The following is a 12,354-nucleotide window of genomic DNA, read 5'->3' on the forward strand; positions in this document are numbered from 1 at the left end:
CCGCCTAGTACGCACTTGCCGGTGCGTACCCCTGGCAGGCGATGATGGCGGGATGAAAGCGCGCTACTCCTGTGCGGTCGAGCTGGCTGTCGACGTCATGGGCGGGAAGTGGAAGCCGGTGATTCTGGCGCGGCTCAAGGAAAGCCCGCACCGCTACGGCCAGCTGCGCCGGGCCATTCCGTCGATCACCGAGAAGGTGCTCACCGAACAGCTGCGGGAACTGGTCGAGGCCGGGCTGGTGAACCGGACCGAGGTGGCCGGCCGGGTGCCGACGGTGGAGTACCGGCTGACCCCGTCCGGCGACGAGCTGCGCCCGGCGCTGACCGCGCTGTACGAATGGGGCAGCCGCTACGCCGAGCGCAACGGCATCGCAGTCGGCACGTCCTGAGCCTGGCGGTCAGGAAAGCAACTCGGCCAGCACCGCCGCTTCGCTGATGTCACTGCGTTTGGTCGCGGTCAGCAGACTCAGCGGCCCCTCTTCAGCGAGCGCACGCAGCCGCGCCAACGCTTCGGCCCGTTCCGGTTCCTCAAGCTCCGCGCGGTAGCGCCGGGCGAACTCGTCGTAGCGGTCCGGGTCGTGGGCGTACCACTTGCGCAGTTCCGTTGAGGGCGAGACCTGCTTCAGCCACTCATCCAGCTGCGCACGGTCCTTGCTGAGCCCGCGCGGCCACAGCCGGTCGACCAGCACCCGCGTGCCGTCGGTGGATTCGGGCGGATCGTAGACCCGGCGCACCTGGACTCGGCTCATCGGGCAACCGGCTCCTTCCTCGGCGGGGGCTCCCGTCCAGCCTCCGCCAGCGGGCGCCGCCACGCAAACGAAGCGGGTATAACCCCAGGGTATGGAACTGCGTCAGCTGCGGTACTTCGTCGCCGTGTTCACCGAGGGGTCGATCAGCCGGGCGGCCGGGTCGCTTTTGATCTCGCAACCCGCGCTGACCAGGCAGATCCGCGTGCTCGAGCGCGAACTCGGGACGCCGCTGTTCGACCGGGTGCCGACCGGCGTCCAGCCGACGGTCGCGGGCCGGGCGCTGCACGAGCACGCCCGGCAGGTGCTGCGGCTCGCCGACGCCACCCGCGAGGTCACGCGGTCCGCGGCTCCGGTCAAGGAACACGTCGAGATCGCGTTGCCGCCGGGGATTCCGCAGGACTGGGTGCTCAAGGCGCTGGCCGAGATCCGCCGTCAGGTGCCGGCCGCGGCACTGTCGTTTTTGGACGCCAGCAGCACCGAACAGCTGCGGATGCTCAGCGAGGGGCGGATCGACATCGGGCTGGTCCACCAGAACCCGCCGTCGACGCTGCAGGGGAAGTGGCTGTTCGAGCATCCGTTCGGGGTTGCGATCCGGCCGGGGCACACGCTTTTCGGGCGCGCGAAATGCCGCTTGCGGGATCTCGACGACGTCCGGGTCCTCGCGCACTCCCGGGCGCAGGTCCCGGCGGGCCACGACCAGATGCGCGCGGCGGCGCACGGGCTCGGGATATCACCGCACTGGCGGCTCGCCCGGTTCAACGAGAACGCGCTGGCCTGCGCGGAAGCCGTCGAGGCGGACGCGGTGCTGCTCAGCCGCCCCAGCGCGCACCGCATGCTGCCCGGCTGGGCTTGGAGCGAACTGGTCGAACCGAACGTCCCGCTCACGACGTGGGCGGCGTGCCAGCCGCAGACCCGGCGGATCGTCAGCGCGGTCATGGACACGCTGGCCGCGTTTTAGCGTTGCACTGTTACGCAACACCGTCTTACTATCGGGAAGGTGAGCCCGAGACAGCGCGACGCCGCACTCCGCGAAAGCCTTCTGTCGACAGCCGCCCAAGTGCTGGCCGAAGAAGGCGGCCCGGCTCTGTCGACGCGACGGCTGGCCCGTGAGCTGGGTGTTTCGACGACCGCAGTGTACACCTACTTCGGCAGCGTCGAACAGCTGCGCCGAGAGGTGCGCTTGGAAGGCTTCCGCCGCCTCGAAGCGACGCTGGACCCGCCCACCGAGGACCCGGTAGCCGCCCTCGCCAATGCGGCAGCGGCGTTCTTCCGGTTCGGAATGGCCGAACCGCACCTGTACCGGGCGATGTTCGTCGACCGCCCGCTGGACGACGACCGCGCGGGCGAGGCCTGTTTCCTGCGGCTGCACGAGATCTTCGCGGCAGCGGTGAAGTCCGGCCGATTCCCCGGGGTGACGGCGGACCAGACGGAAATGTGCGCGGCCCAGGTATGGAGCACGCAGCATGGCCTGGCGACGATGGTCCTCAGCGGTGCCCTGCCAGAGTCCGCGGGACAAGCGGCACTAGCGGATCTGTTGGTACGCCTGGCAATCGGATACGGCGACGCCCCGGACCGGGCGACCCGATCAGTCTCGGGAGCACTGAAATGAAGCGGCGTTTCCGTGCCGGCAAACCAAATCCGCCGCGCATCGACACCCCAGCCGGAATCGCGCTTTCCGCGATCCCCTCCGCAGTCCTCGCCCCGCTCAACGCCATCGCAGGCACCGCAATCGCCGTCGGCTCCGCAGCCGTTATCGCCGCCACCATCGCAGCGATCCGGATCCGTCGCGGAGATCCGAAAGGCCCGTCGTTCGGCGGACTGGTCGGCGTCGGCATCGCCGGATTCATCGCCTGGCAAACCGGATCCAGCGGCGGACTGTTCCTGCCCGACCTCGTCTGGTACCTCCTGGCCGCACTAGTGCTGACCGGCTCGATCGTCATCCGTCGGCCGCTCGTCGGCGTCGTCTGGACCGCGATCGGGCACAGCAGGACCGAGGGCCGCCGATTCATTCCCGCGACCGCGCTCCTCGCCGCAGGCTTCCTCCTCCGGGCAGCCGTGACCGGACTGCTCAGCCTCGACCCGGCCAACCCCTGGCTGGTCGCGGCGAAAGTCGCGACCGGACTGCCGGGCACCCTGGCCGGGCTGGCGGTCATCGCCTGGGCCCGCCCCCGTCCGGAAGCCCGGCCGCACCGGACCCCCGGACGAGCCCGGCTCAGCCGGTGGCCAGCACCTTCAGCCGGTCGATGCCCGCGCTGAAGTAGTCCTGGTCAAGCGGCGTCGAGGTGTACTGCCAGAAGGTGTAGAACCCCCAGTTGTACGGCAGCGCGCCCGGCGACGACGAGTACGCCGCCACCCACAGCGGGTTGGTCGAGCTGAAATCGCCCTGGTTGCCGGTGCACTGGGTCCACCAGCTGGTCGCCGTGTAGATCACCGGCCAGCGCGAGGTCTTCGCGTGGTACTCGTCGCTGAACGCCTTGATCCACGACACCATCGCGGACTGGCTCAACCCGTAGCAGGCGGAGTTGGGCCCCCATTCGATGTCGAGCGTGCCGGGCAGGGTCTTGCCGTCCTTCGACCAGCCGCCGCCGTGCGCGACGAAGTAGTCGGCCTGCGCCGCGCCGCCGGAGAGGTCCGGGCGGGCGTAGTGGTACGCGCCGCGGATCATGCCGACGTTGTACGAGCCGTTGTACTGCTGGGTGAAGTCCGGATTCTGGTAGCCGGTGCCCTCGGTCGCCTTGACGTAGGCGAACCGCTTGCCCTGGTTCCAATAGGACTGCCAGTCGACCGCGCCCTGGTAACTGCTCACGTCGATGCCCGGCGTGGTCTCCTCGACCGCCGCCGGCGCGACCGCCGCGCCGCCCGGTTCGTGCGCCCGGATGGAGGCGCCCATCTGGTGGTTGTCCGGAGTTTCGGCCGAAGTACCGGCAGGTGCGGCCGAAGCGTTCGGCGCGGTCGCCACGAGCAGGGCGGCAGCCGCGGCGAACACCGCTGCGGTCAAGCGCCGTCGCGCCCTCCCGGCGGGTCCCCAGTGGTGAGTGGTCATGACAGTCCTTTCGCGTGCCCTCGCGACGTGCCACCCGATCAGGTGGCACGAGGACCTGATTCTGTTACTAAATGTGATGCACTGTCACTGCTCCAAGTGAACTAATTTCCACCTGACCGGACAACAAGAAAGACATTCTCAGTAGGCCGTTGCGGTCGTCTCCCGCCAAAACGCCCACCAACGGCCCGCGCGGCGCTTACTCTCCTCCGCCATGTCGACACGTCGAAGAGCCCGGACGATCCTCCAGTTCCTGGCCGCACTCCTCACCCTGACCGCGACGGCCACCGGCACCGCACAAGCCAGCGAACCCACCCTGCTGCACTTCAACCACACCTACGGCGTCTTTGACCGCGAAACCGCCGACGCCATCGAACATTCGCCCTACCTCAAGGACTTCGCCAACTTCCAAGTCCGCACCACCACCGGCGCAGGCGGCGAGAAGTGGACCGGTCGCTACCTGATGGGCCGCGAAACCTACCTGGAACTCTTCGGCACCGGCGACGTCCCCGGCACCGACCTGGGTTCAGCAGGCATGGGACTCTCGGTCGAACACACCGGCCAGCTGTCCACAGTGGTCCAGCACCTGCGCGATGCGGGCTGGGCGAACCCCTTGGAATTCCAGCAAACCCGCGACTTCGGCGACGGCAAGCCCATCCCGTGGTTCGACGGAGTCTTCACCACCGACCAGTACGACACCTTCGGCGCCTGGGGCATGGAATACCGCCCCGAGTACTTCGCCGACCCACGCAGCAACACCGGCCCCGCGCAATACCCCGGCGACATCAGCCGCAACCGCTACCTCCCCGACGACTACCGCACCCACCTGATGCGCGACGTCACCGGCGTCCGCCTAGGCATCACCGCACGCGACCTGGCCAACACCCTGCCCCTGCTACGAGCAGGCGGCCTAACCGTGCATGAACTCCCCACCGGCGCCATCGCCACCGACGGCCAGACCACCATCCGCCTAGAAACCGCCCCCGCCAACGAGGTCGGCCTACGCCAACTCGACCTGGCCCTCAACCACCCCACCGGAACCCGCCACGTAGAACACCTAGGCCACTCCACCCTCACAGTAGGCCCAGGCCCCCACGCCCACTGGACCTTCACCCCACGCACCTAACCTTCCGTGAAGGACTCCTTGAGGGAACTAGATTCCCTCAAGGAGTCCTTCACGGCCCTAGCCCGCCACCGATGCACCCACAATCGAGGCACCCAGCCCCACCCCCGCACCCCGATACGAAGCCTCCCTGCGGTCGGTGGGTGGTTGTCAAGGCATCTTTCCCGCCTTGACAACCACCCACCGACCGTCAGCACAATCGGGCTTCGGGGTGCCCCACGCCAACCAAGGCCCCCAGCGAAACAGAACAATCAATCCCCAGACCGCAACACAGCCAACTCAGTACGAGACCGAATCCCCAACTTCGCATAAATCCGAGTCAAGTGATACTGCACAGTCTTCACCGACAAAAACAACTCCGCCGCAACCTCCCGATTGGACTGCCCCCGAGCCACCATCCGAGCCACCGCCTCCTCCTGCGGCGTCAGCAGATCCACCCCACCCCGAGCAACCTGCACCCCACCAGCCCGCAATTCCCGCTCACACCGAGCCACATAAGTAACCGCCCCCAACGAAGCAAACCCGTCCCGCGCAGCCACCAGCTGAGTATCCGCCCGAGCCCGCCGCCCCAGCCTCCGCAAAGTCTGCCCGTAAGCGAACGCGATCCGAGCCTGGTCATACCGCAACGGCAACGACCCGATCAACTCCACCGCGGCATCAAACGCCGCCACCGCCCCCACATGATCATTCCGCGCCCCCAGCAACCGCCCCCGCGCAGCAGCTAGCCGGGCTCGCGAAGAAACATGCTCCCGCTTCCCTGCCGCCCGTTCATGCGGCATCAGAAACGCATCCGCCTCCTCCGACCGTCCACTAAGGACCAGCGCATGCGCGTATAAATCCTGCCAAGGCCAATGCCCAGGCTCATCCACCGCCAACGGCAACGAAGACCGGGTCAGCGGATGCAACGCCCGCAACACCCCCGCCGAATCAGCCGCCGCCTCCGCGACCTGTGCCCGCGCCAGCAGTCCCGGAAGCCGCATGATCTCGTAATCCTGCGGCCCCGAAGCACAAGCCAGCAACGCCTCCTCCGCCTTCCCCTGATCCCCTCGCAACGCATGCACCGCGGCCGAAGTCCACTGCAGCAACGGCGCGGTGAGCACAATCCCCGTCCGGTCAACCAAAACGAGAGCTTCCCGAACCACTCGCAACGCGTCGTCCCATTCCCCGCTCAGGAACAACGTCCGCGCCAGCCACGCCTGCGCCCACAAAGAAATCCGCGCCGACCCGCCGAGATAACTAGTCGGCACCGCACTTTCCAGATCGACCCGGGCGTCGTCAATCCGATCCGTGAGCAGATTCAGCCACCCCCGCGCCATCACCACCCGCTGCGCCTGCGCACCATGCCGGATCCGCTCGGACAACTGCGTGTAATCCCGCCGAGCCTGCTTAGCCCGCCCCGAAGCCGCCAGCCCCAGCCCGCGAATCGCCGCCGCCTCCACCGCGGCCGGTGTCTCCGGAACCGCCAATTCAAGAGCCCGATCCGCCCACCGCACAAGATCGTCCGCGGAATACCGGCACAGCGCATCAAGCACATACCGCTGGCAAATCAACGCGGCCGTCTCCGGATCCCTCGACGCATTGACGATGTCCCAAGCCCGGCTAAGCCGTCCCCCAGCTTCCGTGGCCCGCCCCCGCACCACCGCGAGATAGCCGAGCACCGCGTCCCGCAACGGAGTCTCGCGCACACTCTCGACTTCCGGCGCGAGCGCAGCCGCCCGAAACACGTCGCCAGCGCCGATCAACGCATCGACCGCCCGGGTGATCCGAGCCTGCCGCAGCTCAGGTTCCGACGTGAGCCGCCCGGCATCGTTGAGCAGCACCGCGGCCGTCCCCCACGCCCCCTCGCCAGCCCGCTCGACAGCCAACGCATCCAGCCGGTCCGCGACGCTCGCGTCCGGCACCGGGCTAGCCGCGACCAGCAATCGCAGGCTCCGTGCCGGATCCTCGACCAGCTCCGCCGCCCGCCGCTGCAGCTTCGACCGCCGCCGCGGCCCCAGCCCGGCGAGCACGGCCGCGCGGACCATCGGATCCGGCGGCCTCACCTCGGCGAGCCCGCGCGGTGCGAGTTCGACCAGCCGCGTCGCGCACGCCTCGTCCAGCACCGGCAGCGGATCGCCGTCGAGATCGGCCAGCGACGCCACCGACCGCACCGCCGCACCGGCCCCGAGCACCGCGGCGGCCGCGACAAACCGTTCCGCCGCAGGGGAAAGCGCCGCGACCCGCTCCCGGACCGAGGCTGCCACCGAAGCCGGCGCGGGCAGATTCGGATCGAACCCGGCCCAGGTGTCCCGGGGCACCTCGGCCAGCAACTGCACGACATAGCGCGGCCTGCCGAGCGTGTGCCGGCACAACCGTTCGGCCATCGTCGGATGCAGCGCGATCCCTTGCGCCGAAGCGAGTTCGGACACTTGCGCGGCGTCGAGCGGCGGCACGCGGACCTCGTCGCCGGACATCCGGGCGAGCAGTTCCAGGACGTCCGCGCGAGCGCGCGAATCGCCTGTCGCGGCGGTGAGCAGCACGGTGGCCCGTGCCGCCGGATGGTGCCGCAGCAGCGAAGACAGCGTCCGCACCGAGTCCACATCGGCCAGCTGCGCGTCGTCGACCACCAGCAACGTCCCCGGCACCAGCTCCGCCGCGATCCGCTCCGCGACCGGCAGCGGGCCGCCCTCAGCCGACAACCCCGGAAGCAGCTGGTGCAGCACGGCGAACGCGCTGCCGCTCTCCCATTCGGCCGCGGTCGCCCGGAGCACCGGCCCGGGGAACGCCTCGGCCGCCCGCCGGGCCAGCGTGGTGCGCCCGCACCCGGACGGCCCGCGCAGCAGCACCGCGCGTCCCGCCTGGGACAGCAGGCTGGCCAGCTCCTCCGCCGGTCCGGTCACGGTCCTCTCCGCTTCGCCGAATGCCGCCGTCAGCCGGGATCGCCCCCGGCGACGGGCAGGACGGTGCCGGTGACGTACGAGGCCTCGTCCGAGGCCAGGAACGCGATCGCCGCGGCCTGCTCGTCCAGGGTGCCGTACCGCTTGAGCAAGGACGACCCGACGGTCTGGTCGATGTGCGCCTGGAACCACTCCCGTTCCTGGTCAGTGGCCGGATCGGGGCCGCCGCGCGGGATCCGCCGCGGCGGGGCTTCGGTGCCGCCCGGCGCGGTCGCGACCACGCGGATCCCGGCGTCAGCGTACTCGAAGGCCAGCGAGGCGGTAAGCGCGTTGATCCCGCCTTTCGCCGCCGAGTATGGGATCCGGTGGATGCCCCGGGTGGCAGCCGACGACACGTTCACGATCACCCCGCCGCCCCGCTGCGCCATCGACGGCAGCGCGGCCCGGCAGGAGAACAGCGTGGTCAGCAGGGACCGGCGGACCTCGGCCTCGATCTCGTCCGGGCCGAACTCGGTGAACGGCTTGAACCGCAGGGCGCCGCCGACGTTGTTGACCAGCACGTCGATCCGCCCGAACCGGGCCAGCGCCGCCTCCGCGACCGCCTGCGCGCCCGCGAAGGTCTCCAGGTCGGCGACCACCGCTGCGGCCTCGGGCAGCTCGTCGGCCAGCCCGCTGACCAGGCCGGACCGGTCGGCTAGCACCAGCGAACCGCCCTCCGCGGCGATCCGCCGGGCCGTCGCCTCGCCGATCCCCTGCGCAGCGCCGGTGACCACCACGACCTTGCCCGAGAACCGTCCCGGCGACAGGAATTTCGGCCCGGCCGAGGCCCCGCCCATCGCCCGCCGGGTGGTGACTTTCGACCGTTCCGCGTGCTCGGCCACCAGCCTGCGCGCGGCCGCCCGGTCCCCGGACTCGAACGCGGCGACCAGGTCCAGGTGGTCCTGCGTACAGCGCGGATGGCACCAGGTCGCGTTACGCAGCGTTTCGGCCATGTGCCCCTTCACGCCGAGCGCCTGATACGCCTGCAGCAGATGCTCGTTGCCGGTGAGGGTGAACAGGTAGTCGTGGAACGCCGCGTTGGTTTCGGTGTAGGCGGCGGCATCCAGGAACCGGTCACCGTCCACATAGGGCACTGTCGACTCGGCCAGCAGCCGGTATCCGGCAAGCTGGCCCGAGGTCAGCCGCCCGATGGTCAGTTCGAGCGCGCCCAGCTCAAGGGCTTGGCGGGCCTCGAAAACCGCGTCCGATTCGTGGACCGACGGATGTTCCTCGCCGATCTCGTACTCGCCCGGCGTTTCCTCCGGCGCAGGCAGCATTTCCTGCCCAGCGATCGTGCGCGCGACCCGCGCTTCTTCGGCCGCCGACAGCGCCGTCCCGGCCCGCAACGGGGCCAATTCGACCGTCGGAAACAGCTCCTGCCCGGCCAGCGCACGGCCCGCGAGGAATTCCAGCTCCGGTTCAGGCTCCGGCAGCACCGGGATCTCCGGCTCCCGAACCGGCATCGCGAGGGCGAACTTCTCGTAGTAGAACCCGGTCGGCTCGAACCCGGCCGACGAGAAGTGCCCCCGCACCGCCTCGACCATCGGCGGCGGACCGCACAGATAGACCGCGACATCCCCGCCGTGCAGGTGCTGGTCCCGGATCAGCGTGGTCACGTAGCCTTTGTTCGGCGCGGCACTCCCCGGATCCGAAACGCAGTAATCCCAGGTCAGCCCGGGAACCTCGCCCGCGAGCTTCTCCAGCGTGTCAGTTTCCACGAGATCGTCGTCGGTGCTCACGCCGTACACCAGATGCGCGGGCCGGCTCACGCCCGAATCCCGCATCGTGCGCACGATCGACAGAATCGGCGCGAGCCCGGTGCCTCCGGCCAGCAACAGCACCGGCCGGTCCGTCTCGCGCAGGAAGAAGCTCCCGTGCGGACCGGTGAACGTCAGCTCGTCGCCGGATTTCGCCCGCCCAGTCAGGTAATCCGACATGACCCCGCCGGGCGTGAGCTTCACCAGAAACGTCAGCTGCTCGTCGTCCGGAGCATTGCTGAACGAGTACGACCGCGTCTCCTCGGTGCCGGGCACCGTGATGTTCACGTACTGCCCGGGCAGAAACGCCAGCCGGTCTCGATCCTGGATCTCGACCGTCAATGACATCGTCGTCGGCGAAAGCCGTTCCAGGGCAACAAGAGTGCCGCGATACTCGGCAGCCTGCGTCTTCGCCACCGCCGACGTGCTCGCGATCTGCAACACCAGATCGGACTTCGGCTTCATACTGCACGGCAGCACATACCCGCGCTCCGCCTCGTCCGCACTCAGCGCGTCTTCGAGATAGGAACCGCCCTCGTACTCCCCCGATTCGCAGAACGCTTTGCACGTCCCGCACGCACCGTCGCGGCAATCGAGCGGAATGTTGATCCGCTGCCGATACGACGCGTCCGCCACGGTCTGATCCGCCGCACAGGTGACGAAGCGGGTGACACCGTCCTCAAAGGACAGAGCGATCCGGTGGTTCATGACCGCCTCCGCTCAGAAGTGGTACACGTCGACGACGTGGTGGATGTAATCGTTCTTGAGCACCACGGTCTTCCGCCGGATCAGCGGCGACTGACCCGAGAAGTCGATCGTGTAGAACGAGGTCCCGTAATACGGGTCGACCGTGTGGTACCGGAAGTACATCGTGTGCCAGTTGAACCGTACGTCCACGAGATCCCCGTGCCGTTCGATCAACTCCACGTTCGAGATGTTGTGGCTGGTCCGCGGTTCCGGGATGGACGTCGCACTCGACCGTTCGGTGCGGATCCGGAACACCCGGTCCTCAAGCCCGCCCTTGTTCGGATAGTAGATCAGCGAAATGTCGCGCTGCGGATCCTCGGTGAGCAGATCGTCGTCGCCCCAGGACGGCATCCAGTACACGACGTCGTCGGCGTAGCATTCCAGCCATTTCTCGAACTCGCGGTCGTCCAGATACCGCGCCTCGCGATAGAGGAACTGCTCGACGTCGTGCTGGGTGATGGTCTTCTCGGCAGCGGCGGTCATCGGGCTTCTCCTCGAACGGCCTGCTCACGGGCGATCGCCGCGCGCAGGGTTTCCTGCCAATACCCGTGCTGGACCGGGTAAAGACCCTCGTCCTCGTTCTTCTGCCCGGCCGAAACAACCCCGTCGAGCCCGAGCGACGAAGCGACCTCGTCCGGCCCGGTGAGCCAATGCCGCGCGCCGCGGCTCATGTCGTTCCACGGCGCGGCGGTGGCGCGGAAAGTGAGCTGACAGGACCGGAATTCCTCCAGATCGTCCGGCGTCGCCATGCCGGAGGCGTTGAAGAAATCCTCGTACTGCCGGATCCGCCAGGCCCGGGACTCGGCGCTTTCGCCCTTCGGCGCGATGCAGTAAATGGTGACCTCGGTCTTGTCCGGCGCGATCGGCCGGAAATGCCGGATCTGCGTCGAGAACTGGTCCATCAGGTACACATTGGGATACACGCACAGATTCCGGGACCCGCGCACCATGAACTCGCCCTTGGCGTCGCCGTACTTCTCCTTCAGCTCCGCCATCCGCGGCCACAGCGGCCGGTCCTGCGGGTTGCCCGCCCAGGTCCACAGGCACAAATGCCCGTGCGGGAACGACCAGTAGCCGCCGCCGGATTTGCCCCACGAGCCGGCGTCGAGGGTCTTGGTGTCATTGGCCGATTCGCCGGTGTTGCGCCGGGCCGTGGTGGCCGCGTAATTCCAGTGCGTAGCGGTGACGTGGTAGCCGTCCGCGCCGTTCTCCGCCTGCACCTTCCAGTTGCCGTCGTAGGTATACGTGGATGCACCGCGCAGCACCTCGAGCCCGTCCGGCGACTGGTCCACGAGCATGTCGATCACCTTCGTGGCGTCGCCGAGATGCTCGGTCAGCGGCAGCACGTCCGGATTGAGACTGCCGAACAGGAACCCGCGGTAAGACTCGAACCGGGCGACTTTCGTCAGGTCGTGCGAGCCGCCGGTGTCGAACGACTCCGGGTAGCCCGCGCCGTCCGGGTCCTTGACCTTCAGCAGCTTGCCGTCGTTGCGGAAGGTCCAGCCGTGGAACGGGCAGGTCAGCGTCGGCCGGTTGTCGCGTTTGCGGCGGCAGATCATCGCGCCGCGGTGCGCGCAGGCGTTGATCAGGCAGTGCAGCTCGCCGGCTTTGTCCCGGGTGAGCACGACGGGCTGGCGGCCGATCGTGGTGGTGAAGTAGTCGCCGGGGTTCGGCAGCTGGCTCTCGTGCGCGAGGTAGATCCAGTTGCCCTCGAAGATGTGCTTCATCTCGAGTTCGAAGATCTCCTCGTCGGTGAAGATCCGGCGGTTCGCGCGGTAGACGCCCGCCTCCGGGTCCTCCACCACCGCGTCCGCGACTAGCGAAGCGGCGTGGTCCAGCATGTCGGTCATGACTCCTCCAACGGGCCTCTGATCTGCACTGATCGGCTCCCAGCAGGGCGTTCCCCGCACTGTGCCACCCCGTGGCCGCGGTCACCCCAGGGCAAGACCCAGTCCTGACCTAGGGTGTGATTGATCGATGCCGTTTATCAATCGAGCGAAATCCGCTCCTTGTCTTCACTCAAT

The 12,354-nt window shown here is 68.4% G+C and carries 11 protein-coding genes; 5 read left to right on the top strand and 6 right to left on the bottom strand.

All coding sequences use genetic code 11. The features are described from left to right. Positions 1-52 precede the first annotated feature (52 nt). Positions 53-388, top strand: a complete 336-nt coding sequence (locus RPX00_RS43300) for a winged helix-turn-helix transcriptional regulator (RefSeq protein ID WP_406634590.1) — start codon at positions 53-55, stop codon at positions 386-388. Positions 389-397: 9 nt separating this feature from the next. Here RPX00_RS43300 and RPX00_RS43305 read toward each other — a convergent pair whose 3' ends face one another. Next, on the bottom strand, positions 398-748 hold the full coding sequence (locus RPX00_RS43305) for a DUF488 domain-containing protein (protein WP_406634592.1): 351 nt from the start codon (positions 746-748) through the stop codon (positions 398-400). Positions 749-839: 91 nt separating this feature from the next. Here RPX00_RS43305 and RPX00_RS43310 point away from each other — a divergent pair, with 91 nt between their 5' ends. The 3 genes from RPX00_RS43310 to RPX00_RS43320 are packed head-to-tail and all read left to right on the top strand — an operon-like array spanning position 840 to position 3,004. Then, complete coding sequence (locus tag RPX00_RS43310) at positions 840-1,706, top strand: LysR family transcriptional regulator (protein WP_406634594.1); 867 nt, start codon at positions 840-842, stop codon at positions 1,704-1,706. A 39-nt stretch (positions 1,707-1,745) separates the two neighbouring features. Then, the gene (locus tag RPX00_RS43315) at positions 1,746-2,357 is read left to right on the top strand and encodes a TetR/AcrR family transcriptional regulator (protein WP_406634596.1); all 612 of its coding nucleotides are present in this window, start codon (positions 1,746-1,748) and stop codon (positions 2,355-2,357) included. Continuing rightward, the gene (locus RPX00_RS43320) at positions 2,354-3,004 is read left to right on the top strand and encodes a DUF3159 domain-containing protein (protein ID WP_406634598.1); all 651 of its coding nucleotides are present in this window, start codon (positions 2,354-2,356) and stop codon (positions 3,002-3,004) included. Before RPX00_RS43315 ends, RPX00_RS43320 begins: the two co-directional genes overlap by 4 nt. On the opposite strand, the gene RPX00_RS43325 is transcribed toward RPX00_RS43320, so the two are convergent. Continuing rightward, positions 2,961-3,791, bottom strand: a complete 831-nt coding sequence (locus RPX00_RS43325) for a GH25 family lysozyme (RefSeq protein WP_406634600.1) — start codon at positions 3,789-3,791, stop codon at positions 2,961-2,963. The genes RPX00_RS43320 and RPX00_RS43325 overlap by 44 nt on opposite strands. A gap of 211 nt (positions 3,792-4,002) precedes the next feature. On the opposite strand from RPX00_RS43325, the gene RPX00_RS43330 reads away from it, so the two are divergent. After that, positions 4,003-4,914 (top strand): DUF5829 family protein, encoded by a 912-nt coding sequence (locus tag RPX00_RS43330; RefSeq protein WP_406634602.1) that lies wholly within the window; start codon positions 4,003-4,005, stop codon positions 4,912-4,914. A gap of 248 nt (positions 4,915-5,162) precedes the next feature. Here the strand turns inward: RPX00_RS43330 and RPX00_RS43335 are convergent, their stop codons facing one another. Genes RPX00_RS43335 through benA form a run of 4 tightly spaced genes read right to left on the bottom strand, consistent with a single transcriptional unit; the run spans position 5,163 to position 12,180 of the window. Continuing rightward, on the bottom strand, positions 5,163-7,790 hold the full coding sequence (locus tag RPX00_RS43335) for a LuxR C-terminal-related transcriptional regulator (RefSeq protein WP_406634604.1): 2,628 nt from the start codon (positions 7,788-7,790) through the stop codon (positions 5,163-5,165). Positions 7,791-7,819: 29 nt separating this feature from the next. Beyond that, positions 7,820-10,291 (bottom strand): benzoate 1,2-dioxygenase electron transfer component BenC, encoded by a 2,472-nt coding sequence (gene benC / locus RPX00_RS43340; protein ID WP_406634606.1) that lies wholly within the window; start codon positions 10,289-10,291, stop codon positions 7,820-7,822. A 12-nt stretch (positions 10,292-10,303) separates the two neighbouring features. Then, positions 10,304-10,813, bottom strand: a complete 510-nt coding sequence (gene benB / locus RPX00_RS43345; RefSeq protein WP_406634608.1) for a benzoate 1,2-dioxygenase small subunit — start codon at positions 10,811-10,813, stop codon at positions 10,304-10,306. Next, positions 10,810-12,180 carry a benzoate 1,2-dioxygenase large subunit gene (benA, locus tag RPX00_RS43350; protein WP_406634610.1) on the bottom strand — a complete coding sequence of 457 codons (1,371 nt, stop codon included), beginning with the start codon at positions 12,178-12,180 and terminating at the stop codon, positions 10,810-10,812. Before benA ends, benB begins: the two co-directional genes overlap by 4 nt. Between the last annotated feature and the right edge of the window lie 174 nt (positions 12,181-12,354).

The sequence above is a fragment of the Amycolatopsis sp. WGS_07 genome, assembly GCF_045278895.1.
In the GTDB taxonomy this organism is placed as follows: domain Bacteria; phylum Actinomycetota; class Actinomycetes; order Mycobacteriales; family Pseudonocardiaceae; genus Amycolatopsis.

Bases quoted from the DNA above. Each gene is read 5' to 3' on its own strand.
- RPX00_RS43305 (WP_406634592.1), bottom strand. From the start codon at position 748: ATGAGCCGAGTCCAGGTGCGCCGGGTCTACGATCCGCCCGAATCCACC.
- benC (WP_406634606.1), bottom strand. From the start codon at position 10,291: ATGAACCACCGGATCGCTCTGTCCTTTGAGGACGGTGTCACCCGCTTC.
- RPX00_RS43310 (WP_406634594.1), top strand. From the start codon at position 840: ATGGAACTGCGTCAGCTGCGGTACTTCGTCGCCGTGTTCACCGAGGGG.
- RPX00_RS43300 (WP_406634590.1), top strand. From the start codon at position 53: ATGAAAGCGCGCTACTCCTGTGCGGTCGAGCTGGCTGTCGACGTCATG.
- benB (WP_406634608.1), bottom strand. From the start codon at position 10,813: ATGACCGCCGCTGCCGAGAAGACCATCACCCAGCACGACGTCGAGCAG.
- RPX00_RS43320 (WP_406634598.1), top strand. From the start codon at position 2,354: ATGAAGCGGCGTTTCCGTGCCGGCAAACCAAATCCGCCGCGCATCGAC.
- RPX00_RS43325 (WP_406634600.1), bottom strand. From the start codon at position 3,791: ATGACCACTCACCACTGGGGACCCGCCGGGAGGGCGCGACGGCGCTTG.
- benA (WP_406634610.1), bottom strand. From the start codon at position 12,180: ATGACCGACATGCTGGACCACGCCGCTTCGCTAGTCGCGGACGCGGTG.
- RPX00_RS43330 (WP_406634602.1), top strand. From the start codon at position 4,003: ATGTCGACACGTCGAAGAGCCCGGACGATCCTCCAGTTCCTGGCCGCA.